The sequence below is a fragment of the Mesorhizobium sp. M0659 genome (assembly GCF_040320605.1).
Classification (GTDB): Bacteria; Pseudomonadota; Alphaproteobacteria; order Rhizobiales; family Rhizobiaceae; genus Mesorhizobium.
The window spans coordinates 533,637-558,726 of record NZ_JAMYPY010000001.1 but is presented as its reverse complement, the minus strand read 5'-3'; the positions used below and the strand labels follow the sequence as shown (position 1 = coordinate 558,726).

Below are 25,090 nucleotides of genomic sequence, written 5' to 3'. Positions count from 1 at the left end.
ACCCGATGCTGAATTCCGTTTCCCTGACATTTCCCGATGGCTCCGTCCGCGACTATGACGCGGCGATGACCGGTGCGGGCCTCGCCGAATCGATCTCGAAGTCGCTGGCCAAGAAAGCTGTCGCCTATGCCATCGACGGCACCGTTCGCGATCTTTCCGACCCGCTTGGCAAGTCCGGCAAGGTCGAGATCATCACCCGCAGCGATCCGCGCGCGCTGGAGTTCATCCGTCATGATGCAGCACACGTGCTGGCGGAGGCCGTGCAGGAACTGTGGCCGGGAACGCAAGTGACCATCGGGCCGGTGATCGAGAACGGATTCTATTACGACTTCGCCCGTAACGAGCCGTTCACGCCTGACGATTTCCCGGTGATCGAAAAGAAGATGCGCGAGATCATTGCGCGTAACAAGCCGTTCACCAAGGAAGTCTGGTCGCGCGACAAGGCGAAAAAGGTCTTTGCCGAGAAGGGCGAGCGCTACAAGCTCGAGCTGATCGACGCCATTCCCGAAGACCAGGATCTCAAGATCTATTCCCAGGGTGACTGGTTCGACCTCTGCCGCGGCCCACACATGGCCTCCACCGGGCAGATCGGCAACGCCTTCAAGCTGATGAAGGTGGCCGGCGCCTATTGGCGTGGCGATTCGAACAACCCCATGCTGACCCGCATCTACGGCACGGCCTGGGCCGAGCAAGCTGAACTCGATGCCTACCAGACGATGCTGGAAGAGGCAGAGAAGCGCGACCACCGCAAACTCGGCCGCGAGATGGACCTGTTCCATTTCCAGGAAGAGGGGCCGGGCGTCGTCTTCTGGCACGCCAAGGGCTGGAAGATGTTCCAGAATCTGGTCAACTACATGCGCCGCCGCCTCGACGAGCAGGGCTACCAGGAGGTCAACGCACCGCAGGTTCTCGACAAGAGCCTGTGGGAGACGTCGGGCCACTGGGGCTGGTATCGCGATGCCATGTTCAAGGTGACGGTGGCCGGCGACGACACCGACGACGACCGCGTGTTCGCGCTGAAGCCGATGAATTGTCCGGGCCACGTGCAGATATTCAAGCATGGGTTGAAATCCTATCGCGATCTGCCCGTAAAACTTGCGGAATTCGGCAATGTGCATCGTTACGAACCGTCCGGCGCCTTGCACGGGCTGATGCGCGTGCGCGGCTTCACGCAAGACGATGCGCACATCTTCTGCACCGAGGAGCAGCTGGCCGCGGAGTGCCTGCGCATCAACGATCTGATCCTGTCGACCTACGCCGATTTCGGCTTCGACGATGTCAGCGTGAAGCTGTCGACGCGGCCGGATAAGCGCGTCGGCACCGACGAGGCCTGGGATCATGCCGAGGCGATCATGGGCAACGTGCTGGATACAATCAGGACGCGCTCGGGAAACCGCATCAAGACCTCGATCAATCCGGGCGAGGGCGCTTTCTACGGGCCGAAATTCGAATATGTGCTGAAGGACGCCATCGGCCGCGAATGGCAGTGCGGCACCACGCAGGTCGACTTCAATCTGCCGGAACGCTTTGGCGCCTTCTACATCGGTTCGGATTCGGAAAAGAAGCAGCCGGTGATGGTGCATCGCGCCATCTGCGGTTCGATGGAACGCTTTCTCGGCATCCTGATCGAGCATTATTCCGGCCATTTCCCGCTGTGGTTCGCGCCGCTGCAGGTGGTTGTGGCCACGATCACCTCGGATGCTGACGATTATGCGCGAAAGGTCGTCGCACAGTTGAAGGCGGCAGGACTTTTGGCCGAACCGGATCTGCGCAACGAGAAGATCAACTACAAGGTGCGTGAGCATTCGCTGGCCAAGGTTCCTGTGATCCTCGTATGCGGCAAGCGCGAGGCGGAAGAGGAGACGGTCAACATCCGCCGGCTCGGCTCGCGCGATCAGGAATCGCTCAAGCTGGCGGAGGCGCTGAAGCTGCTTTCCGACGAGGCTGTTTCGCCCGACCGCAGGCGAAGCGCGGCCTGAGCAAACAATGTTTCGTAGAAATGGCGGTGGAGCGATCCACCGCCATTTTCACATGCCTGTCACGCGAACCTTGTAACGAGCCCCCATGCTCAAGCTGAAGATACGGGAAAGACCGTTTCCCGAACTCTCCTACGCCAATGCGAGCCAGCCGGCGCTGACGCGCTGGTTCATCCATTCCATTGAAGGCCTCTCGGGGCGCGACCGGTATGCCGCGCTCTACGATTTCTGGCGCCGCCAGGTGGCGCCGACGGGCGAGCGGGTGTTCAGCCGCATGCTGGAGCTGATCGACGTCAAGGTGCGCAGCACCGATCGGTGGCCGCCGGCGGGGCTGCCGGACACGCCGCTGGTGATCGTCGCCAACCACCCGTTCGGCATTGGCGACGGCATTGCCGTGCTGTCGCTGGTCGAGCAGCTCGGGCGTCCGTTCCGCGTCATGATCCACAAGGATCTGCTGAAGGTCCGCGAAATGGAACCGTACTCGCTGCCGATCGACTTTTCCGAGACCAAGGACGCGGTGAAGAACAACATGGCGGTGCGCCACGAGGCAGTGCGGCTGTTGAAAGAGGGCGTCACCATCGTGGTATTTCCGGCCGGCGGCGTCGCCACCGCGCCGAGAGGCTTTGGCCGGGCGCGCGACCTGCCGTGGAAGATGTTTCCGGCGCGCCTCGTGCAGGACGCCAAGGCGTCGGTGGTGCCGATGCATTTTTCCGGGCAGAACGGCCGGCTGTTCCATCTGGTCAGCGGCCCGATGAACATGGGGGAGCGCGAAGGAAGGCTGGCGAAATTCGTCGGCAAGGCGTCGCTGACGTTGCGCCTTTCAATGCTCATCCGCGAATTCGCGCGGCTGTCCGGCAAAGCGATCGACGTTCGCGTCGGCAACGTACTGCGCTGGGATGAGCTGGAGCCGCTGCGCGACCGCAAGACCTTGCTTGATCGCCTTCATCGCGGCGTCTTCGATCTGGCGCCCGACGCACCGCGCAGCCGCGTCCACTTCCTGCCGCGCCGTAGGCGCAAGGCAGCCTGAGAGACGCTAACTAGGGCGTGTACTCATAAACGACGTTCAGTCGGTCAACTTTTCGACAACCTCGGCCCTTTTGCTCAATAGCTCCTAGGGCAGTGGGAGCGGTTTGTCGCTGAGTGTACGCAAGTAGGCGATCAGGTTGACCCGTTCGGTCTCGTCCGGGACGCCAGGCACCTCCATGTAAACACCCGGCGTGGTGAGCATGGGCTCAAGCAGATATTTGTTCAGGTCCTCGTACGTCCATACACCCTCTAAGGCCAGCAAGGTGTCGGAGTAACGCATATTTGCCATGGATGCCTTGTCGCGGCCGACGACGCCCCATAAGTTCGGTCCCGTTTTGATCCCTCCCTGTGGCTCGGCATTGTGGCAACCGTGGCACACGTGTGTGAAGTAGGTTCGGCCTTTCTCGACATCGGCAGCAGCCAACTTCATCGAGATCGGAGCTGGCGTTGGCAACACGACGCCGTGCGACATGAGATAGTCAGCAACTTCGCGTTGCCCCTTGAATTTTGCCAGATGGAGCGGTGTCTTGCCGTCCTTTGTCTTCGCATTCACGTCCGCGCCGGCCTCAACCAGTGCTTTCACGCAATCGAGGCAACCGAGATTGACCGCGATGTGGATAGCGTTTTCGCGGCTGCGCTTCGAATTTGGATTTGCGCCCCCGTCCAGCAACAGATTGATCAAATCGGTCCTGCGTTTTGCCAAAGCCAGAATAAGGGCAGGACCCAAACGCGGGTCCGGGACGGCGTTGACGTCGGCACCGCGTTCAATGAGCAGTTTTGCCGCTGCAAAATGACCGCCTTTGACCGCAAGATAGAGTGGTGTCGTGCGCCCGTCGCTCTCATCGACGCCGGCACCAGCGTCGAGCGCTGCCGTGATCGCCGCGACATCGCCCTTCATGGCGGCGTCGTGAATGCCGGCGGCATGCGATACAATCGGTGCAAGCAGTAGTGGAATGAAAAGCAAGGACATGCGCATTTGGCATCTCCCAAGGCAAACTGCGGTACGGGTCATGCTTTCAAGGCCGCAAAAACATACCACGAATGCCGGATCGTAGCCACTCCAACCGGTGCCTAGAAACGAATCGCAAGGTCGATCCGTCCGGCTGTGGCTTCGGGCTTATGAGTCCACAACCTAGTCGGCGCCTTCCTCGGGATCGATGGCCGAGGCTTCGGTGGCCAGGACCTCGATCTCCTGGTTCTGTCCGGCAACGACGGTGAAATCCTTCTGGTAGATGCGGTCGCGGTTCTTGGCGATGATGGTGTATTGGCCTTCGGCCAGCACCATCGAGGCGAAGGCGCCGACGGCCTCCTTGATCGGATCGCCGGATTCGTTGAGCAGCGACCAGGATGTATCGGCGATGGCCTCGCCGCCGGTCTCGCGCACCAGCTTCATGGTCTCCTCCGCCGCGCGATGCTCGACGGTGGCTTCGGTCAGCTTGCCGGCTTCGACACGGATGTCGGAGCGAATAACGGCATTGACCGCGCCATAGGTGGAGACGACATGATAAACGCCGGCGTTGAGCCGCACGACGCTGTTCGGCTCGACATCGGGAATGATCAAAGCGCGGTCGCCATTGGCCTCGGCGGTGCCCTCATAAATGGAGAAGCGCAGTTTTTTCGGCGGAATACGCACGCCGCCCGACAGCACCGCGTCGAGCTTGAGGCCGCCGGCATCGAGCACCAGGCTTTCGCGCCTGGCGTCCTTGCCGACGGTGATGCGCTTGGTGGCGCCGGCGCGTCCGTATGAGGCGTGGACCAGATAGCTGCCGGGTTCGAGCTGGAACACGGCGCTGCCGCCATGCGCGGAAGCCACCATCGGCAGCTTGCCGTCGCCGGCGGCCTCGGGCTTGAAGACGCGCCAGACGATGCCGCGCGTGATGTCGGCGCCCTTGTCGGTCAACTGCGCCGACAGCGTTATGGCACCGCCGCCACCGAGTGCCAGCGGCGTCTCGCCCTTGGGCGGTGCATAGCTCGAAATATCGGGGAGTTTCAGATTGCCGATGCCGTCGGCATTCTGCGCCATGGCCATCGAGGCCGGCGCAAACAGCGCTACGGCGAGCCAAATCAGGAAAAGGCGCGATGTCCCCTCAAACATGCCTTGCGTTGAAGCCCAAGGCGGTGGCAATTTCAAGGCTTAAGAGTCCGACCGCCTTGGCAACAGGTTCTTTCGTCCGGCGCGCCCGCGCCATTGCCCGAGCCGCCCCGATCCGCAATGGCGCGCTTCAGCTCAAAATCGAGTGCTTTAGGAGACCTGGCCCCCATGGCGTCGCCGATCATCGACTTCCTGCTGACCCGAAACTCCGCACCTATTCCTGAATTGAAGGAACCGGCGCCCAGCGATGCCGATATCGCGACCATGATCGCGGCTGCAAGCCGTGTGCCCGATCACGGCCGACTGGAGCCGTGGCGCTTCATCCTTTATCGCGGCGAGGCGCGATTCGAGATCGGCAGGAAGCTGGCGGCGCTCGCCGAACAGCGCGAAGGGCCGCTGCCGGAAAACCGCCGCAACCAGGAGCTTGCGCGGTTTTCCCGCGCGCCGCTGGTGATCGGCGTGGTGTCGGTTCCGAAGGACAATCCAAAAATCCCGCAATGGGAAATGTTCCTGTCCGGCGGCATGGCGGCGCTGAACCTGATGATCGCGGCCAACGCGCTGGGCTATGGCACCAACATGATCAGCAACTGGTATTCCGACGTCGCGGAGGGCAGGGCGATCCTGGGGCTGGCGCCGCAGGAGCGCGTCGTCGGCTTCATCCATGTCGGCTCCTACCAGGGCCCGGCGCCGGAACGGCCGCGGCCCGATCCGGCAAAGCTCTATGCCGATTATACTGGGCCGTGGAACGGCTGACACCCGAAAGCGATTCCCCTTTATTTAAACACAGGCTAAGACGGCGGCTTGGCGATGCGTGGGGTTGGCGTATCGATCATAGGATATTGGGGGTCGCCGGCGACATGAAGAAACGAGACTCGCTGCGAACCCGGCTGCGCTATGGGTTTGACAAGAGCATGGCCGCCGGGCCGATCGCGCTGATCGGCTGGCTCGCCGTCCTTTCCCTGCTGATCATCATCGCCGCCGCGGCCTTCCTTGCGGTGACCCGCATCGCGCCGGAGGGCGGCGAACCGCTGAACTTCTTCGAAGGGTTCTGGGAATCGCTGATGCGCACGCTCGATTCCGGCACGATGGGCGGCGACACCGGCTGGGCCTTTCGTCTCGTCATGCTGTTTGTCACGCTTGCCGGCATCTTCGTTGTGTCGGCCCTCATCGGCGTGCTCAGCGCCGGCGTCGACAGCAAGCTCGATGAATTGCGCAAGGGTCGTTCGCGGGTGCTGGAGAGCGACCACACCATCATCCTCAACTGGTCGCCGTCGGTCTTCGACGTCATCTCCGAACTCGTCATTGCCAATGCCAGCCGCCGCCATCCGCGCATTGTCGTCATGGCCAACATAGACAAGGTCACGATGGAGGACGAGATCGCCGCCAAGGTCGGCAGGTTGGGCAACACACGCATCATCTGCCGCAGCGGCGACCCGACCGACCTCTACGATCTGGCCATCGTCAACCCGCAGACCTCGCGCTCCATCATCGTGCTGTCGCCGGACGGCGACGATCCGGATTCGCAGGTCATCAAGACGGTGCTGGCGCTGGCCAACGACCCGAACCGGCGCACGGCGCCCTATAACATCGCCGCCGAGATCCGCGACGGAAAGAACGCCGAGGTCGCCCGCGTCGTCGGCGGGGCCGAGGTACAGCTTGTCCTGGCCGACCAGCTGATCTCGCGCATCGTCGTGCATTCGAGCCGGCAGTCGGGTCTCAGCGGCGTCTATTCGGAGCTGCTCGATTTCGACGGCTGCGAAATCTACACGACCGAGCAGCCTGATCTCACCGGCAAGACCTTCGGCGAGGCAGTGATGGCGTATGAGCATTGCGCGCTGATCGGGCTCTGCGACCAGCAGGGGCGCGTCAATCTCAACCCGCCGTCGGAGCTGGTAATCGGCAAGGACATGCGCGCCATCATCATTGCCGAGGACGATGCCGCCATCAAGCTGGGAAGCGCCGGAGCCAAGATCGATGCCGCGGCGATTCTTCGCCATCAGCCCATCGAGGCGAAGCCGGAGCGCACGCTGATCCTTGGCTGGAACCGGCGCGGTCCGATCATAACCTATGAACTGTCGCGCTACGTCGCACCTGGGTCAATCCTGACCATCGCCGCCGATACGCCTGGCCTCGAGCAGGAAGTTGCCGGACTGCCGGTCGTCGGCGACAATCTGGCGGTTTCCTGCCGCATCACCGACACGTCGAGCAGAACAGCACTGGCAAGTCTGGACGTGCCTTCTTACGACCACGTGCTCGTCCTCGGCTACAGCGAGACCATGGCAGCGCAGCCCGCCGATACGCGCACGCTGGTGACGCTGCTGCATTTGCGCAAAATCGCAGACGATGCCGGCACGCATATCTCGATTGTCAGCGAAATGATCGACGTGCGCAACCGCGAGTTGGCGGCGGTGACCAAGGCCGATGATTTCGTCGTCAGCAACAGGCTGGTCAGCCTGATGCTGGCGCAGGCATCCGAGAACCAGCATCTCGCCGCGATCTTCGATGACCTGCTCGACGTGGAGGGCTCCGAAATCTACATGCGTCCGGTCGGCGACTATGTCGCCATCGACCATCCGGTGACGTTCTGGACGATCGCGGAATCGGCGCGGCTGCGCGGCGAGATCGCCATCGGACATAGGCGCGTTCGCGCTGCGCAGAGTGATGAGCGGGCTCTGGGCGGCGTCACCGTCAACCCGTTGAAGTCGCAAGCGCTGGCCTACCTGCCTGAGGACCGGGTCATCGTGCTGGCGCGGGACTAAACCCCGACTGCCTTGGCGCGAGCCAGAAGCCGTTCGGCGAGCCTGAGATGCGGCCGGTCATACATCTTGCCGTCAATGCCGACCACGCCGGGATTTCCGGCCGCCTCGAAGGCCGCGACGATGGCCCGCGAGCGTTGCACTGCCTCCGCCGATGGCGTGAAGGCGGCGTTGATGACCGGCACTTGCGCCGGATGGATCGCCATCTTGCCGGTAAAGCCGTCACGCTCGGCCTCCGTGCATTCGGCTTCGAAGGCGGCCATGTCGCGAAAGGCGGGGAAAACCGTGTCGATCGCCGCGACTTCAGCTGCGCCGGCGGCAAGGATGGTCATGGTGCGGGCAAGGCGGAAGACATCGGTGTAGCGGCCGTTGTCGTCGCGCGCAGCCTGCGCGCCGATCGCCGCCGACAGATCTTCGGCACCCCAGGTGAGGCCGGCAAGCCTGGCGCTTGCCCCGGCATAGGTCGCGGCGGCCAGCAACCCAGCAGCGGTCTCGGTAATGATCGGCAGGATCTTGATCGCGCCATCCGGCAATCCGTTTTCGGCCTCATGTACGCGGAGCTTTACGGATAGCTGCTGGACATCCTGGCCGCTGTTCGACTTCGGCAGCATGATGCCGTCGGGTTTGACCGGAACCAGGGCGGCCAGATCATCGTCGGTCAACCCGGTCGATAGGTCGTTGACTCTGATATAGATGGCGGAGCTTGTCTGCTGCCTGTTGCCGGCAATAAAGCGTGCTGCGATGTCGCGTGCCGACGGCTTGTTTTGTGGCGCCACGGAATCCTCAATGTCGACGATGACCACGTCGGCGCCGGCGCCAAAACCCTTCTCCAGTTTCTTTTTGGAATCCCCGGGCACAAACAGCAGCGAGCGCATCAGGCCGCCTTTTTCATCATCATCGCCTGGCGCGTGCATTTGGCAACGAGCACATCGTTCTGATTGTAGGCGTGATGCTCGAACTCGACGATGCCGCGGTCCGGCTTCGATTTCGAGTCCCTGACTGAGAGCACCGTCGTTTCGACACGGATGGTGTCGCCGTGGAAGACCGGGTGCGGAAACACCGTCTCCTTCATGCCGAGATTGGCAATTGTGGTGCCGACGGTGATGTCATTGACGGAAATGCCGATCATCAGGCCGAGCGTGAACAGCGAATTGACCAACGGTCTGCCCCATTCGCTCTTGGCGGCGAAGTCGAAGTCGATGTGCAGCGGCTGCGGGTTCAGCGTCATCACCGAGAACAGCATGTTATCGCTTTCGGTGACGGTCTTGCGCAGCGTGTGCCGAAAGACATGTCCGACGACGAACTCTTCGAGATAAAGCCCGGGCATCGTTTTTCTCCTCCGCTGCCTGACGGTTGATAGGCGCTGCCCATGCCACCCGCAAGCCAGTTAATAAACATGGTGAACCGTTCGTAAACCATTTCTGCCTAGGGTCATTCCTGGGGCCGGAAGCTTTCCGGCAAGGGGCGTAGCAGGCAGTATGGTTGTCTCGCATTTTCTCAAATGGATCTACACCGCGAGAGTTTCGGAGCGCGCCGCGGCGGCGAGCGCGCTGGCCCGCGCCTACGTCAATTCCGACCTGCCTTTCGAAGACCGTTGCGCGGCCGAAGCGGCGCTGACGCTGCTGCTCGACGACGCCTCGTCGAAGGTGCGGCTGGCTATGGCCGAAGCGCTGTCGATGAGCCATCACGCGCCGCTGCAGATCATCAGCGCGCTTGCCTCCGATCAGCCGGAAGTGGCAGCCCTGGTGCTGGCGCGGTCGCCGCTGCTCACCGATGCCGACCTGATCGACCGCGTCGCGGCCGGTCACAAGGCGACGCAAAAGCTGATCGCCGCCCGGCCGGTCGTTTCGATGGCGGTTGCTGCGGCAATCGCCGAGATCGGCGAACCGGAAGCGTGTGCGGCGCTGCTCGCCAATGACGGCGCCGATATAGCCTCACTCTCTTTCCGCCGCATCGCCGAGCGGCATGGCCATATCGCTCATTTGCGCGAGGCAATGGTCACGGATGTGCGGCTGCCGGCCGACTGCCGGCACATGCTGCTGGTCAAGCTCGGCGAAACGCTGAAGGCTTCGCCGCTGGTGATGGCGCTGATGGGGGCTGCCAGAGCCGAGCGCGTCACGCGCGATGCTTGCGTCAAGGCTTCGGTGCGGCTGGTCGAAGGCACGCGCACTGAGGAACATGCTGCACTCATCGAACATCTGCGCCTGCGCGGCGACCTGACCGCAAGTTTCATCATCCGCACCATTGCCCAGGGCAAGGTCGACTTTTTCGGCTCGGCCCTGGTCGCGCTCAGCCAGCAGTCGGAGCAGCGGGTGCGGGCCTTGCTCGCAGGCGGCCAAGACGTTGCGCTGCAGGCGCTGTTCCGCAGCGCCGGCCTCGCCGCTTCCACCCACGGCATCATCCTGCGCGCGCTCAAAATCTGGCGCGAAGTCGCCAACGGCAAGCGCCTCGCCGGCGTGCAGGAGGTCAGCTGGCTGATGCTGAAGGAGCTCGGCGGTCCGGCCACCGAGGGCGATCTCGCCGGCCTGGTCAAGTCGATCCATCTCGACGCGCTGCGGGAAAACGCGCGCGGGCATGCGCTGGCGATAGCCGCGGCCTGACGCCCTAAACTCGGTCCTTGGCGAAGAAATCCGGGAAATCCTCGATCGCGGCGGCGATGATGCGCAGCGAGGCTGCGATCTGCAGCATATCCGCACCGCCGCTGCGCTCTGAAAGGCTGGCTGCATATTGCCGGGCCACAGTGACAGTTGCTGTCTGTGGATCGCCGGTTGCGCGAAAGAGCAGTTCACGCGCGAGGCCGCGCAGGAAATTGGCGATCGAGAGCGCGGTGTCGGTAGGAGTGGACGGGCTCTGCTGCGCGGCGCGCAGACGCAGGATTTCAAGGCCGACGGTAACGGCGGCGACCCCGCCGCCCAGAATCGCATCGCCTTTCCTGCCGGCATTTTGCAAGAGCGGCATCAGCTGGTTGATGCGGTCATAGGCCAGGCTCTCGAAGGCCGAACGCCGCGGCACCCGCTCATGCAGGCACAGCCGCGCCAGATCCTCGCGCATGGCCCGCACGATGCGGTTGGCCGCGCGCCATGGATCCACCGGCAGCACCACGATGAAGACGCCGATCGCCAGCAGGATGCCGACCAGCACCGACGCCGAGCCGGCGAAAAACGGGCCTGGGGCATAGGTCATCGCCTGATGCGGGCTGAGGAAGGCGAGGAAATTGATGGCAAAGGCCGTCGCCACGCCGACGGTGCGCGGATTGGCCATGCCCAGCGCCGTCGGTACCAGGATCGGCACGACAAACAGCGTGAACCAGCCGAAGCCGGGCAAAGCAGGCAGCGCGACCTGGCCGACAAGGAAGGCAAAGGGCAAAGCCAGCAGCGTTCCCTTGAAGAAGCCCCAGGACACCCGCACCGGGTCAGGCCGCGCGGCGAAAAGACTGGAGACGACGGCAACGAGGATGACGGTGCCGGCCGCGTCGGACCATTTCGTCGTCAGCCAGAAGGCGGCGACCGCCAACGTGGCAAGGCCGGCGCGTATGGCATTGCGCGAAGCCCCGGGATAATCGCGGTGCACCACCAGCGCAGGCGGCTGCCTGTTGCTCCGGCTGGGGCCCGTCACCGGTGCGCGCAGGGCGTCGAGGCCGCGCAGCACCTGCTTGAAGGCTTCGGCGAAATCGGCGGCGATGGTGAGGCGGGTTATGGTGCCGACCCTGTCGTCGCCCTGATCGGTCGAGGCGTCGGGCATTTGCCGGGCCTTGCCGGCAATCGCGTCGAGCCGCGTCACCCAGGGCGACGTGTCGTCCAGCGCCTCGGGCGTCGCTGCCAGCTCGCTGACCAACGACTGCAGTTCGGAGCGTACCGGAATGAGCGCTGCGTTTTTCGGCGCGGCATGCGAATGCAGCGCGCGCGCCGCCGACAGCGCCGAGAGAAGCTGACCGATGGTTAGGCGGACCGGATGGGCGCGGGTGGCGAAGCTCGGTGCTTCGAGCCGGGCATAGGCGCGCATCTCGGCCAGCATCTGGGCGTCGGTGATCAGCTTGCGGTGCAGGCCGGCCAGCGTCGCCGGGTCGCCACCGGAAAAAGCGCCGCCTGCATAGGTTGCAAGGTCGAGGATGCTGCGCTTCAGCCTGGAGATAATGGCGTCAGCGGCCAGCTTGGGCAGGATCAGCCGGCTGGTCAGGCCGGCGCAGACGATGCCGAGCACGATCTCGGCGCAGCGCGCGACAGCGAGATCGACGACCACGTGCGGCTGGCCGAAAGCCGGCAGCCCAATGATCATCGCGGTATAGCCGGCAAGTGCGGCGCCATAGGCTTCCGGATTGCGCAGCAGCGACGAAACCAGCGTGCACAGCCCAATCCAGACGGATAGCGCCGTGACCAGCAGCCAGGGATTGGTGCCGAAAACCGAGGTGATGCCGATCGCCGCAAGTCCACCGGCCAGCGTGCCGAGCAGCCGGTAAAAACCTTTCGCCAGCACCATGCCGGCGACCGGCTGGGCGACGATGAAGACCGTCATCATCGCCCATTGCGGGTGGTCGAGTTTCAACGCGTAAGCAGCGAGAAGCGCGATCAGACCGGCCGAAACCGTGCGCAGGGCGAAAATCCAATCCGAGCGCGCCGGCTGCGTCAGGCCCGCCAAACTGGTTTCGAAGTAGCTCTTCAGCCGCGCCCGGATCACAAGCTGGTCTCCGTATCGGAAGTGCAGGCTAGAGCAATTCCAGGAAAAGTTTGAAACGGTTTTCCGCCCGGAACTGCGTCAAAACGAAGAGTCGGCCGGCGCTCAGATATCCAGCACTTCCGTCGCGGCGAATTCGGCGCGTTCCTGGATGAAGCGGAAGCGGGCTTCCGGCTTGGTGCCCATCAGCGCGTCGACAGCATCCTTGGTCGCCGCCACGGCGTCGATGACATCGACCCGGAGCAGCGTGCGCTTCCTCGGGTCCATGGTGGTTTCCTTGAGCTGCGCGGCCATCATTTCGCCCAAGCCCTTGAAACGGCCGATCTCGACTTTGGCGCGGCCGGTGAATTCGGTGCGCAACAGCTCGTCCTTGTGCGCATCGTCCCTGGCATAGGCAACCTTGCCGCCTTGCCGGATCGAATAGAGCGGCGGCACCGCCAGATAGAGATGGCCGCCATTCACCAGGTTCGGCATTTCCTGGTAGAAGAAGGTGATCAGCAGCGAGGCTATGTGAGCGCCGTCGACGTCGGCGTCGGTCATGATGATCACGCGGTCGTAGCGCAAATCCTCGTCGCGGTATTTCGAGCGCGTGCCGCAACCGAGCGCCTGAATCAGGTCCGAAATCTGCTGGTTGGCGGCTAGCTTGTCGTTGCCGGCGCTGGCGACGTTGAGGATTTTTCCGCGCAGCGGCAGCACCGCCTGGCTGGCGCGGTCGCGCGCCTGCTTGGCCGAGCCGCCGGCCGAGTCGCCTTCGACGATGAACAGTTCGGCGCCCGCGGCGGCATTCTGCGTGCAGTCGGCGAGCTTGCCGGGAAGGCGCAGCTTGCGCACCGCGCTCTTGCGCGACACTTCCTTTTCCTGGCGCCGGCGCACCCGCTCGTCGGCGCGCGCAATCACCCATTCCAGCAGCTTGGAGGCTTCCTGCGGATTGTCGGCCAGCCAGTGGTCGAAGGGATCGCGGATGGCGGTCTCGACAATGCGAATGGCTTCGATCGTTGCCAGCCTGTCCTTGGTCTGGCCGACGAATTCCGGCTCGCGAATAAACACCGACAGCATGCCTGCCGCCGAGATCATCACGTCTTCGGAGGTGACGATCGAGGCGCGCTTGTTGCCGACCAGGTCGGCATAGGCCCGAAGCCCGCGCGTCAGCACATTGCGAAAGCCGGCCTCATGCGTGCCGCCTTCGCCGGTCGGGATTGTGTTGCAGTAGGAGTTGACGAAGCCGTCACCGCCGAACCAGGTCACCGCCCATTCCAGCGAACCGTGGCCGCCCTGCTTCTCGCTCTTGCCGGCGAAGATTTCGCGGGTCACCTGGAAATCATCGCCGAGCGATGCCTTGAGATAGTCCTTCAAGCCGCCGGGGAAATGGAACTCCGCCTTGGCCGGCGTCTGGTCCTTTTCCTTGATCAGCGATGGGTCGCAGCTCCAGCGGATCTCGACGCCGCCGAACAGATAGGCTTTCGAGCGGGTCATGCGATAGAGCCGCGCCGGCTCGAAGGCGGCGCCCTTGCCGAAAATCTGCTCGTCGGGATGGAAGCGGATTTTGGTGCCGCGCCGGTTGTGCACTTCGCCGAGCTGCTCCAGCCCGCTCACCGGAACGCCGCGCGAGAACCTTTGGCGGTAAAGCTGGCGACCGCGCGCGACCTCGACTTCGAGATGGTCCGACAGCGCATTGACGACCGAGACGCCGACACCGTGCAGACCGCCGGAGGTCTCATAGACCTTGCTATCGAACTTGCCGCCCGAATGCAGCGTCGTCATGATGACTTCGAGCGCCGGTTTCTTGAATTTCGGATGCGGATCGACCGGAATGCCGCGGCCATTGTCGGTGACGGTCAGAAATCCGTCGGCCGACAGCTCGACATCGATGAAGGTGGCATGGCCGGCGACCGCCTCGTCCATCGAATTATCGATGACCTCGGCAAACAGATGGTGCATCGCCTTGTCGTCGGTGCCGCCAATATACATGCCGGGACGGCGCCGCACCGGCTCCAGCCCCTCCAGCACCTCGATGTCGGCGGCGCTATAGCCCTCGCTGCCGTCCTTGGTCGCGGCAGGACGCTTCGTGGCCTGCACCAGCGGGTCGGCCGGGCGCGAAGGTGTCCGAGCCGGTTGGGGCTGCTTTTCCAGATTGCCGAAAAGATCGTTGTTGTCGTCCATGCCTGCCATAGAATCCGGTGCCGCGAATCACCCGTCGATACTGCCACGCTTTTCGGCGCCAAGCGACGGAAGTTCCTGTTACGTTCGGGGATTTAACCCCTTCTTATCCTAAAACCTTTCGATAACCAAGCCGGCGGAAATAGGTCCGTGCGGAGCCGCTGGGATTCCTGAATCTTTAACAAAGCGGCCTAGCGTCGCCCCAACAAAACAAAAGACCACGAGAGTCAGGGGTTGGTTGTGAGGGGCAAGGCCATAACGATGATTGGCATCGCTGCCGTCTTCGGCGCGATTTCAATCTTTGCCGCGGATTTCTGGGTGAAAAGCCAGGCCAAGGCCGATGCCGAAGAGAAAACGGCGTCGATCCCGGCGCCCGCCGTCCCCAAGGTTGTCTTCAAGACCATCGTGGTGGCCAACGCGCCGCTGCGTTACGGCATGGAGCTTGACCGGGCGCAGCTCAGCGAAATCCCATGGTCCGAGGATTCGGTGCCGCAGGGCGCGTTCACCACAGTCAATGCATTGCTCGCCGAAGGCAGCCGCGTGGTATTGTCGCCGATCGAGATCAACGAGCCGGTGCTGATCAGCAAATTGTCGGGGCCGAACGGCCGCGCGACGCTGTCCAACATGATGACGCCCGGCATGCGGGCGGTGACAATCCGCACCGACGAGATCGCCGGTGTCGGCGGCTTCGTCATGCCGGGCGACCGGGTCGACGTGGTGCTGACACGCGATGCGGGCGAAATCCAGGAAGTGGCCAAGAACGCGCAGGGCGCTGCCGGATCGACCGTTACCTCCGAGATCGTCGTCTCCGACGCCAAGGTGCTGACCGTGGGGCAGGGCGCCGACGAGCGCCAGACCACACCGCAGATCGCCAATTCCGTGACCATCGAGGTGACGACCGAAGGCGCGCAGAAAGTGGCGCTTGCCCGCACCGTCGGCACCTTGTCGCTGTCGCTCCGCTCGGCCGCCGACGGTGGTGCCGCCAAGGACGGCGTCACCACCATCTCGTCCTTCGGCGGATCGGTCGCCTCCGGCGTCCAGGCCGCTGCCGGCGCGCTGTTCACTGCCGCGACCAAGGAGCCTGAGAAGCCGAAATTCAAGACGATCATCGTGACGCGCGGCACGCAGGTCGAAGAATACCAGGTTCCTGCGCGGGACCAGCAATAACTGCCGGTGGGAACCGGGCGAAGGACGGGACAGATGTCGGGACTTCATGCATTTCAGACGACGAAAGGGCTGCGCCCAATGCGGGCGCTTGCGGTGGGGGCTTGCCTTGCCGCGGCCGTAATGCTCGGCCTCAGCGCGCCAGCCAAGGCCGACAACGATATAGTCCATGTCTCGTCGACAACGAATGCGTCGATCAAGGTGGCCAAGGGCAAGCCGAAGACGGTCATGACCAATGCCGCCTTCTACCAGATCGTCATCGGCGATCCGGAGATCGCCAACGTCAATCCGCTGACCGACAAATCCTTCTATGTGCTGGGCAACAATCTCGGCACCACCGGCATCGCGCTGTTCGACGAGAACAAGCAGCTGGTCGGCACCGTAGACATCGAGGTGACGCTGGACACCGACCAGCTGGCCAGCACCATTCGCGCCAGCGTGCCGGACGCCAAGATCAAGGTCGGCTCGGCCAATGGCCGCGTCGTGCTGTCGGGCGAGGCCGATGACGCGGTCGCCGCCGAGAAGGCAAGCAAGATCGCCAGCCGCTTCTCCGGCAATGAGGAAGTGATCAATTCGGTCAACATCTCGTCCTCGCAGCAGGTTCAGCTCAACGTCCGCTTCGTCGAGATCAATCGCCAGGCCGGACAGGATCTCGGCGCCAAATACAGCGCCAATTTTGCTTACGGCATTGGCGGGCGCGACGTCACCATCGAGCCGGGCTCGGTGCCGGGAGCCGGCAATGGCGAGATCATCGGCCGGCTGCTGTCCAACGGCCTGTCGATCGACGTCGCCATCAAGGCGCTGGAGGAACGTGGCCTTGCCCGGCGGCTGGCAGAGCCGAACCTGATCGCCCGCTCGGGCCAGACGGCAAGCTTCCTCGCCGGCGGCGAGTTCCCGATCCCGGTCTCCGAGGACAATGGCAAGATTTCCGTCAGCTACAAGAAATACGGCGTCAGCCTCGACTTCACGCCGACGGTTCTCAAGGACGGGCTGGTCAGCCTTGACATCGCGCCGGAAGTGTCCTCGATCGATGCTTCGGCCTCCTACAATATCGGCAATATCTCGGTGCCGGGCTTTATCGTGCGCCGCGCCAGGACATCGGTCGACCTGAAGAACGGCCAGAGCTTCATGATCGCCGGCCTGCTGCAGTCACAGAACGACATCACCACGTCGCGTCTTCCCGGCCTCGGCAAGCTGCCGGTGCTCGGCTCGCTGTTCTCCTCCAAATCATATCAGCGGCGCGAGACCGATCTGGTGATCATCGTCACCCCCTATCTGGTCAAGCCGGTCGATCCGTCGAAGAAGCTGCTCGAGCCGACCGACGGCACGCAGCCGGCCAGCAATGTCGACTATTTCCTAAACAACACCGAGGAAGTGAAATCGTCCGACGCCAATCGTGCAGTGGCAATGGCCAGCGGCAGTACGGCACAGCCGGCCGCGGTCACCACCGTCGGGCATTTCCTCGACCTGCCGAAGGATTGAAGCCATGCGCGTGGAACCATGCATCGCCCTGCTGCTCGCCGGCCTCGCCAGCGGCTGCACCAGCGACGACTATATCCGCTCCGAGGGACCGACGATGGCGGCCGGCAACGCACAGGCCGCCAATACGGCCATGCAGATGGTCGATCCCTGGAAATACGGCGTCCAGAACACCAGGCTGCTGGTGCCGGCGCAGCGCAGTGAGGCGGCGGTCAACGCCGCCGACCAGGCTGCTGCCGCCAAGGCAGTGCAACCGACAGCGACAACCGATTGATTTGCCCGGTGATTTGACCGGGAATGACCTGACAGGCTGACAAAATGGCAAGCGGCATAAAGACCAAGAAAATCCTGCTGGTGTCCAGCGACCGGACCTTTGTGCAGGATACGCGCACCGCGTTCGCGGCTTCGGAGGTGATCCAGCTTTCTACCGTTGAGAAGAACATTACCGAACTGCGCGGCGAGGTCCAGGAAGCCGATTTCGGCGCGCTCATCGTCGACATGGATGCGGCAAAGCTGGAAGAGATCGAGTCGCTGCAGCGCATCATGCGCCGGCTTGAAGGCCGCGTTCCGGTGGTCGTCGTCACCCAGGAATTCAACGCAGCCGCGGTGCGTATCCTGGTGCAGCTCCAGGTCGCCGATTTCCTGGTCAAGCCGATCACCACCGCCGATCTGGTGCGGTCGGTCGTGCGCGCGCTGCAAGGGCCGGGGCGCGAGGAAAACACCGAGTCGCAGATCTATACCTTCATGCCGGCCGCCGGCGGCGTCGGCACCACGACGCTGGCGCTGCAGACCGCCTTCCAGCTGCATCATTCGGTGACGCGCGGCGCGTCGACCTGCGTGGTCGACCTCAACTTCCAGCAAGGCGCCTGCGCCGAATATCTCGACCTCGAGCCGCGCTTCGACATCACCGAAATCGAGAACCAGCCCGAGCGCCTCGACCGTCAGCTGCTGGACGTGATGCTGTCCAAGCATGCGAGCGGGCTCTGCGTGCTGGCGGCGCCAACGCATCCGTCGGAAATGCGCTCGTTCAAGACCGATGTCGTGGTGCGCATGCTCGATCTCGTCTCGGCCTATTTCGACAACGTCGTCATCGACATGCCGCGCACCTGGTTTCCGTGGACGGAGACGGTGCTGCTCGGCTCCAACAAGCTCTACATCGTCGCTGAAATGACGGTGCCATGCCTGCGCCATACGCAGCGGCTGATCCAGGCGGTCTACGAGACGGCAGGCAAGGAAGTGAAGCCGAACGTGATCGTCAACCGTTTCGAGCAGAAGATGTTCGACAACGGCATCAAGCAGGCGGATGTCCAGGAAATCCTGGGCGAGCATTTCGTCGGCGGCATCTCCAACAATTACCGGCTTGTGCGTGAAGCGGTCGACCGCGGCGTGCCGCTGCATGAGATCGACCCGAACGCCAATGTCGTCAACGATCTGAAGAGGATCATCCTGCCGGAAGAAGCCGTGGTGACGCCGGAGAAATCGCGCTCGCTGTTCGGCATCGGCAGGGGCCTCCTGAAGAGGAAAGCCGGATGACCAGCCGCTTCTCGACCCTGCAGAACCGTGACGTCCGCGCGCTGAAACCGGCCGAGGCGGCGCCGGTCGCGCATCACGCCGTGGTCATCCCGACGAACCGCAAGGCCTTGCCGCCGAAGCCGGAGACAACACCGGGAAAAAGCGCCAACAAGGTGCTCGATGCCCGCGTGCGCATCCACCGGCTGCTGCTCGAGGAAATCAACCTGGTCGCGCTGGAGCGCCTGCCCAAGGATGAGATGCGCCGGCAGGTGCAGGAGTTCGTGTCGGAAAAGACCCGCCAGGAGCGTATGGCGATCAACACCGTCGAACTTGAAGCGCTGGTCGATGACATCGTCGATGAGATGGTCGGCCTCGGCCCGCTGGAACCGCTGCTCAAGGACCCCGACATCAACGACATCCTGATCAACGGCCACCAGAACTGCTTCGTCGAAAAACGGGGCAAGCTGCAGCAGGTCCATATCCCGTTCAAGGACGAGGCGCATCTGTTGCGCATCGTCAACAAGATCGTCGCCGCCGTCGGCCGCCGGGTCGACGAATCGCAACCGATGGTCGATGCCCGCATGCTCGACGGCTCGCGCTTCAACGCCGCCATTCGCCCGGTCGCCGTCGACGGGCCGCTGGTGTCGATCCGCAAGTTTTCAAAGAACAAGCTCGGCCTGCACAAGCTGGTCGAGTTCGGCGCCATCACCCAGAATATGGCCGAGGTGCTGGCGGCGGCAGTCCACGCCCGCAAGACGACCATCATCTCGGGCGGCACCGGCACCGGCAAGACGACGATGCTCAACGCATTGTCAGCCTTCATTCCGGAAGACGAACGGTTGATCACCATCGAGGACGCGGCCGAACTGCAGCTGCAGCAGCCGCATGTCGCGCGCATGGAAACGCGCCCCGCCAACATCGAAGGTCATGGCGAGCTGAAGCAGCGCGACCTGGTCAAGAACGCGCTGCGCATGCGCCCTGACCGCGTCATCCTCGGCGAGTGCCGCGGCGAGGAGGCCTTCGACATGCTGCAGGCGATGAACACCGGCCATGAAGGCTCGATGGCGACCATCCACGCCAACACGCCGCGCGACGCCATTTCGCGCCTCGAGCAGATGCTGGGCATGACCGGCATGCCGATGACGGTGCAGTCGATCCGCAGCCAGATCGCCAGCGCGCTCGACCTTATCGTCCAGCTGACGCGACTGTCGGACGGCAAGCGCAAGGTGACCAGCGTCGCCGAGGTGACCGGCATGGAAGGGGACGTCATCCAGATGCAGGAGATATTCCGCTTCGTGCGCACTGGCATGGAGGCCGACGGCAAGATCCTCGGTCACTACGAGGCGACCGGCATTCGCCCGCGTTTCCTCGAGGACCTGCGCAATATGGGCATTGAATTCCCCGGCAAATATTTCGAACCCGGCCGGCCGCAGGAGTAGCCGGGTGTTCGAGAATTTCAGCCCGATCTATGTCGTTTATGCCGCGGCAGCGCTGACCGGCATCATGATCGCCGAAGGCTGCTATCTGCTCTATGCCGGCCGCAGCGACAAGCGCCTGGCCATCAACCGGCGCATGAAGCTGCAGGAAAACAAGATCAGCCAGGAACAGGTGCTGATTCAGCTGCGCAAGGAACGCGGCCTCGATTCCGGCACGTCATTCTTCTCGCCCGACCGTTTTCGCGCGCTGCGCACGCAGTCTGGCATGGTGATGCCGTTGCCGAAATTCCTGACGATGACGACGGGCGTCGCGCTCGCGATGATGCTCGTCGCGCTCTGGTACGGGCTGCCGCTGTTGCTCGCCATTTTGCTGTTTGTGGTGCTGACAGCGCTGCTGCCGGTAATTGTGCTGCGTTCCAAGCGTGCCCGGCGGGTGAAGCGTTTCGGCGTGCAGTTGCCGGAGGCGCTGGAATTGATCACGCGCGGCTTGAAGGCCGGGCATCCGGTTCCGGTGGCGATCTCGATGGTGTCGCGCGAGATGTCCGATCCGATCGGCACCGAATTCGGCGTTATCTCCGACGAGGTGACTTATGGTTCCGACCTGGTTTCTGCGCTGAATTCACTGTTCGACCGCGTCGGCCAAGAGGATCTGCCGCTGTTCGTCACCGCGGTTTCCATCCAGACGAGTTCGGGCGGCAATCTGCGCGAGATCCTCGACGGGCTGTCGACGACGATCCGCGAACGCGGCAAGCTGCGCCGCAAGGTGCGCGCCATTTCGACTGAGGGTCGTATGTCGGCCTATATCCTGACGGCGGTGCCGGCACTGCTGTTCGCCACCATCATGGTGATGATGCCGCAATTCTATCAGAGCGTCTGGGATGTACCGAAGACGTGGTATCTGCTGGGCGGTTCCGTGACATGGCTGATGCTGGGCAACATCATCATGTTCAAGATGTCGAACTTCCGGTTCTGAGATGGAGCAGATGATCCAGTTTCTTGCATCGCTGGCGCCGACGTCGCTGATGCCGGTAGCCGCGCTGCTGCTGGTGTTGGGTGGCAGCGCGGTGGCATGGCCGCTCGTGGTAGCCAAAGGCGACCGCAACGATCTCAAGCGCCGGCTCAAGATCGACGACAGCAAGACTCCCCAACAGGCCGAGGCGGCGCCGAAGAAGAACCAGAGCGTCGTGCGCGAGAAGGCGGTGAAGCGGGCGCAGGAATTCTACGCCAAGAGCGATCCGGAAAATGTCGCCCGGTTGCGTATGAAGCTGATCCAGGCGGGCTATATGGAGCCGCGCGCGATCGGCACATTCTTCCTGATCCGCTTCGCCTGCCTGGTGGGCGCAACGATCGGCGCGTTCCTGGTCAACCATTGGATGGGCAGCGCCGATTCCACCGCGACTAGCCGCTGGACCTTCATCATCCTGTCGGGAGCCGCCGGCTATTTCGTGCCCGGCCTGGTGCTCAGCCAGAAGGTGCGGGAAAAGATGCGCGAATACCGCAACGGCTTTCCCGACTTCATGGATTTGATGATCGTCTGCTCCGATGCGGGCATGAGCATGGAGGCAGGCATCGAGCGGGTCTCGAAGGAACTGGCCAAGACCTATCCGTCGCTGAGCCAAAACCTGCAGCTGGTGTCGCTGGAACTCAGGGCCGGCCGCAGCCTCGACGATGCCTTAAAGGCGCTCGCCGACCGCCTCAGCTTGGACGAGGTGCGCTCCTTCGCCACGCTTTTGCAGCAGTCGAAGGAACTCGGCACCAGCCTTGCCGGGGCGCTGCGCGTGTTCTCCGACGAAATGCGCCACAAGCGCATGTCGCTGGCCGAGGAGAAGGCACATGCCTTGCCGGCCAAGATGTCGGTGCCGGTGGTGGTGTGCATCCTGCCGGTGGTGCTGATGATCGCCGTCATCCCGATCATCGTCAAAATGACGGCGGTTCAGTAGATACCTAGGGGATTGCCCGGCGGCTTCTTGCGGTTACTCACTCCAACTACGCTTCATCTGGATGTCGAAACCCGGCCGGTTCGGTCGCTCTCCTTCGGCAAAATCCGCAAAGCAAAATGAGTGAGCCGTCCATGCGAATAGTCTTGTGCACCGCTTTCCTCGGCCTGGCCGCCACCAGTCTGTCGCCGGCCTCGGCCGCGGCCGACGATTGCGGCGATGCTGCCGCCCTGGTGCAACAGGCCTATCCCAGGGCCCAAAAGAGCGCAGACGGCGCCTCGTTCACGCTCGAACCCCATACCAGCATCGCCGTGACGCTCCCGGATACGCCGTTTGGCCTCGTCTGCAAGATATGGCCTGCCCATGACGATCTGTTGCTGGTCGCGGTGCCGCTCATCGACAGCAGCCAATCCAGCGACGACGGGCATGTCGGCGATGTCGACCTTCTGGTCGTCGACAGGAAGACCAGGCAGGTGCGCCAGCGCCTGCTCCAGCCCGGGCTGATGACCGATGATGCCATCGCCATCAACAAGGTCGAATTCGATACCGGCCGCTATGGCCTGGCGCCCGGTGTCACCGGCTTTGGCCTGCGCATCCAAATGGCGAGCCATTCGCGGCCCAATCCCTTCAGCGAAACCGACCTGCGGCTCTATGCCCTTGACGGCGGTGATCTGCGCCTGGTGCTCGACGGCATCATCGTGGCCGGTTTTGGCGGCGAAGGCGACACCAATTGCGCAGGATCCTTTCAATCCAGCCGGGTCAGCCTGGCGATGAGCCCGGCGAGACATCACGGCTATCACGACATCACAGTGTTCGAGCGGTTGGACACCGACAATCCGTCTGTCGACAAGAACGGCGAGTGCCAGTCCCATCCCGGAAGGTCCATGAAACGAACCTACCGGCTGCGCTATGACGGCAGCCGCTATCAGTTTCCGGCGGGGCTCAAGTCGATGGAGCCGGACTAGCCCTCGGCTGGTTAATGGCTGGTGTGCCCGAAACCAAATTTTAGGGGCGTTTCAGCACTGAAGTTTAATTGCCCTGTTGTAGTCTGCCTCCTGAAGAACGACCCGGTAAATCGGGCGATTGGGGCCAGGGGCATGCGTCACAGAATTTTCACGGCAATGGCCGCGCTAGCGGCCGTCTTGATGGTCAGCGGCTGTACGACTGAGAACGTCGATAAGACCAAGACCACGTCGATCCAACCGGTGGCAAAAGACGTCAGCACCTCCGACCTTGCGCAAGGCAAGGCGCAGTTCCGCGAGGCCAATTACGGCCTTGCCGAACAGCATTTCCGCAAGGCCGTGGAACTGAAGGCCGACAGTGCCGAGGGATGGATGGGGCTTGCCGCCTCCTATGACGAACTCGGCCGCTTCGACTTCGCCGACCGCGCCTACGACCAGCTTTTGAAGGTTGCCGGGCGCAAGCCGCAGATTGTCAACAATATGGGCTATTCGCAGCTGCTGCGCGGCAACAAGAAGAAGGCGAGGGCGCTGCTCATGGAAGCAAGGGCCGGAATGGCCGACCCGAGCGTGATCAACGCCAATCTGGCGCTGCTCAACAAGGGCTGAGACTCTTCGCGGGGACGGCAGTCGACGCTTTGTAAACCCTGTCGGCAGGTTGCTTTGAAAACCGGCCGAAAACGGTATCTCCGGCCGGTTGCATGCCTATGATGCGCCACAAATCGAGGATCCCAAAGGTTGCCGCTCATCCATGCTGGATTTCAGTTCGCTATTGCTGGCGGCTGCGCTGTCGGGCACATGCCTGAGCGTCACCATGTTTGTGATCTGGTTCACGGCGCCGCGTGCACGCTTCGTGCTGACGGTGGCGTGCGGCATTCTCGTCCTTGTCGCCCACGTCATCGTCTTCTGGCGCTACACGAGGGAGCCCACTCCGTTGCTTTGTCAGGCAGCGTTGGCGCTGCTCAGCCTCGGTTTCCTGGCGCTTTCACTTTCGGCCATGCAATATCTCGGTGTGCGCAACTACAGTCGCGCTGTCCTGCCGGCCCTGCTTGCGATGGCTGTCTGCGCCGGCGTGACCTATCTCGGTTTCGATGGTGTCGGCTTCATCCTCACCTATACGACGGTAACAGTGCTGCTCGCCTCGATCGGGGTGATGTTCTGGATCAAGGGCGGTCAGGATCGCGGCATTCTGCTGGTCGTTTCGGCGCTAAGCGGCGTCTGCGGCGTATCCTTCGGGCTCTGCGGCGCCGTGCTTCTGGTTAAGGGCCAGTGGGTGCTCGGCGTCGCACCCGACAATTGGGCCGAGCGGTTGAATTCGGTCGTGGCGGTCGCCTGCATGACGGCTCTCGGCGCGCTGACGCTGTCGCTGCATCATCTTCAGGCACAGATCGAACTGAAGGCCGAGACTCTGACCGACCCGTTGACCGGGCTGATGAACCGGCGTGCCTTGAACTCGCTCTATGGCGAGCGCGTCTTCGGTCCGTTCATGTCGATCGCCATGTTCGACCTCGATCATTTCAAACGGACCAACGATGTCTACGGCCATCCGGTCGGCGACCGGGTCCTGTGCCGCTTCGCGGCAATCATCAAGAAATATGATCGGGTTGGCGTCGACGCCTTTCGGCTGGGCGGCGAGGAGTTCGCGCTGGTCATGTCGCGGATGCCGCAAGACAAGGCCCATGACCTCGCCAGCAAGATCGGCGTCGCTTTCGGCACGGAAGTGGTGCCGACGCCGCGCGGGCCGTTGCGCAGCAGCGTCAGCGGCGGCATCGGCTTTGGCAAGGAAGACGGCAGCAGCCTCGAGGACGTCCTGGCCGAGGCCGACAAAGCGCTTTACGCGGCCAAGCACGCGGGGCGGAACCGCGTGCTTGTGCTGAACCGGGTAAGCAAGGCCGATGGGCCGGCCTTGCGTTCAGCCTGACAGG

General features: G+C 63.1%; 21 protein-coding genes. 15 read left to right on the top strand and 6 right to left on the bottom strand.

The features are described from left to right. Positions 1 to 5 precede the first annotated feature (5 nt). Positions 6 to 1,979 (top strand): threonine--tRNA ligase, encoded by a 1,974-nt coding sequence (gene thrS, locus NKI31_RS02825; RefSeq protein ID WP_352650301.1) that lies wholly within the window; start codon positions 6 to 8, stop codon positions 1,977 to 1,979. An 85-nt stretch (positions 1,980 to 2,064) separates the two neighbouring features. Beyond that, positions 2,065 to 3,003: a lysophospholipid acyltransferase family protein gene (locus NKI31_RS02820; protein ID WP_352650299.1), complete on the top strand. Its 939-nt coding sequence runs from the start codon at positions 2,065 to 2,067 to the stop codon at positions 3,001 to 3,003. Positions 3,004 to 3,087: 84 nt separating this feature from the next. Here the strand turns inward: NKI31_RS02820 and NKI31_RS02815 are convergent, their stop codons facing one another. Further along, complete coding sequence (locus tag NKI31_RS02815; protein WP_023818143.1) at positions 3,088 to 3,978, bottom strand: ankyrin repeat domain-containing protein; 891 nt, start codon at positions 3,976 to 3,978, stop codon at positions 3,088 to 3,090. Positions 3,979 to 4,134: 156 nt separating this feature from the next. Further along, positions 4,135 to 5,097: an RgsD C-terminal domain-containing protein gene (locus NKI31_RS02810; protein ID WP_023695450.1), complete on the bottom strand. Its 963-nt coding sequence runs from the start codon at positions 5,095 to 5,097 to the stop codon at positions 4,135 to 4,137. A gap of 165 nt (positions 5,098 to 5,262) precedes the next feature. Between NKI31_RS02810 and NKI31_RS02805 the strand changes: the two genes are divergently transcribed. Both NKI31_RS02805 and NKI31_RS02800 read left to right on the top strand, forming a co-directional pair. Then, positions 5,263 to 5,847, top strand: coding sequence for a nitroreductase family protein (locus tag NKI31_RS02805; protein WP_023667611.1), 585 nt, complete (start codon positions 5,263 to 5,265; stop codon positions 5,845 to 5,847). Positions 5,848 to 5,951: 104 nt separating this feature from the next. Next, complete coding sequence (locus tag NKI31_RS02800) at positions 5,952 to 7,853, top strand: CASTOR/POLLUX-related putative ion channel (protein WP_352650297.1); 1,902 nt, start codon at positions 5,952 to 5,954, stop codon at positions 7,851 to 7,853. On the opposite strand, the gene NKI31_RS02795 is transcribed toward NKI31_RS02800, so the two are convergent. Both NKI31_RS02795 and NKI31_RS02790 read right to left on the bottom strand, forming a co-directional pair. Then, a complete protein-coding gene (locus NKI31_RS02795; RefSeq protein WP_352650296.1) occupies positions 7,850 to 8,725 on the bottom strand; it encodes an HpcH/HpaI aldolase/citrate lyase family protein in 876 nt (291 codons plus the stop codon). The genes NKI31_RS02800 and NKI31_RS02795 overlap by 4 nt on opposite strands. Beyond that, a complete protein-coding gene (locus NKI31_RS02790) occupies positions 8,725 to 9,237 on the bottom strand; it encodes a MaoC family dehydratase (RefSeq protein ID WP_444848965.1) in 513 nt (170 codons plus the stop codon). The genes NKI31_RS02795 and NKI31_RS02790 overlap by 1 nt, the downstream gene beginning before the upstream one ends. Positions 9,238 to 9,328: 91 nt before the next feature. On the opposite strand from NKI31_RS02790, the gene NKI31_RS02785 reads away from it, so the two are divergent. Continuing rightward, a complete protein-coding gene (locus NKI31_RS02785) occupies positions 9,329 to 10,450 on the top strand; it encodes a DUF2336 domain-containing protein (RefSeq protein ID WP_352650295.1) in 1,122 nt (373 codons plus the stop codon). A gap of 4 nt (positions 10,451 to 10,454) precedes the next feature. On the opposite strand, the gene NKI31_RS02780 is transcribed toward NKI31_RS02785, so the two are convergent. Continuing rightward, positions 10,455 to 12,524, bottom strand: coding sequence for an FUSC family protein (locus NKI31_RS02780; RefSeq protein WP_352650293.1), 2,070 nt, complete (start codon positions 12,522 to 12,524; stop codon positions 10,455 to 10,457). A gap of 102 nt (positions 12,525 to 12,626) precedes the next feature. Further along, the gene (gene parE / locus NKI31_RS02775) at positions 12,627 to 14,681 is read right to left on the bottom strand and encodes a DNA topoisomerase IV subunit B (protein ID WP_023691142.1); all 2,055 of its coding nucleotides are present in this window, start codon (positions 14,679 to 14,681) and stop codon (positions 12,627 to 12,629) included. A 258-nt stretch (positions 14,682 to 14,939) separates the two neighbouring features. Between parE and cpaB the strand changes: the two genes are divergently transcribed. From cpaB to NKI31_RS02725, 10 genes are all read left to right on the top strand, one after another. Then, a complete protein-coding gene (gene cpaB, locus NKI31_RS02770; protein WP_023681601.1) occupies positions 14,940 to 15,845 on the top strand; it encodes a Flp pilus assembly protein CpaB in 906 nt (301 codons plus the stop codon). 78 nt (positions 15,846 to 15,923) lie between these two features. After that, complete coding sequence (locus NKI31_RS02765) at positions 15,924 to 17,324, top strand: type II and III secretion system protein family protein (protein WP_031193121.1); 1,401 nt, start codon at positions 15,924 to 15,926, stop codon at positions 17,322 to 17,324. A gap of 4 nt (positions 17,325 to 17,328) precedes the next feature. Continuing rightward, positions 17,329 to 17,595 carry a hypothetical protein gene (locus NKI31_RS02760; protein ID WP_023681598.1) on the top strand — a complete coding sequence of 89 codons (267 nt, stop codon included), beginning with the start codon at positions 17,329 to 17,331 and terminating at the stop codon, positions 17,593 to 17,595. A 44-nt stretch (positions 17,596 to 17,639) separates the two neighbouring features. Further along, positions 17,640 to 18,854: a CpaE/TadZ family protein gene (locus tag NKI31_RS02755; RefSeq protein WP_023681597.1), complete on the top strand. Its 1,215-nt coding sequence runs from the start codon at positions 17,640 to 17,642 to the stop codon at positions 18,852 to 18,854. Further along, positions 18,851 to 20,272 (top strand): TadA family conjugal transfer-associated ATPase, encoded by a 1,422-nt coding sequence (locus tag NKI31_RS02750; RefSeq protein ID WP_023667600.1) that lies wholly within the window; start codon positions 18,851 to 18,853, stop codon positions 20,270 to 20,272. The genes NKI31_RS02755 and NKI31_RS02750 overlap by 4 nt, the downstream gene beginning before the upstream one ends. 4 nt (positions 20,273 to 20,276) lie before the next feature. Next, positions 20,277 to 21,242 (top strand): type II secretion system F family protein, encoded by a 966-nt coding sequence (locus tag NKI31_RS02745; RefSeq protein ID WP_023681596.1) that lies wholly within the window; start codon positions 20,277 to 20,279, stop codon positions 21,240 to 21,242. A 1-nt stretch (position 21,243) separates the two neighbouring features. Then, the gene (locus NKI31_RS02740; protein ID WP_023681595.1) at positions 21,244 to 22,209 is read left to right on the top strand and encodes a type II secretion system F family protein; all 966 of its coding nucleotides are present in this window, start codon (positions 21,244 to 21,246) and stop codon (positions 22,207 to 22,209) included. 131 nt (positions 22,210 to 22,340) lie between these two features. Continuing rightward, positions 22,341 to 23,171, top strand: coding sequence for a PA3715 family protein (locus NKI31_RS02735; protein WP_031193122.1), 831 nt, complete (start codon positions 22,341 to 22,343; stop codon positions 23,169 to 23,171). Between the two features lie 132 nt (positions 23,172 to 23,303). After that, entirely contained in the window at positions 23,304 to 23,774 is a 471-nt protein-coding gene (locus NKI31_RS02730) for a hypothetical protein (protein ID WP_023681594.1), read from the top strand. Positions 23,775 to 23,916: 142 nt separating this feature from the next. Further along, positions 23,917 to 25,086, top strand: coding sequence for a GGDEF domain-containing protein (locus NKI31_RS02725; protein ID WP_023681593.1), 1,170 nt, complete (start codon positions 23,917 to 23,919; stop codon positions 25,084 to 25,086). The last annotated feature ends 4 nt before the right edge of the window (positions 25,087 to 25,090 follow it).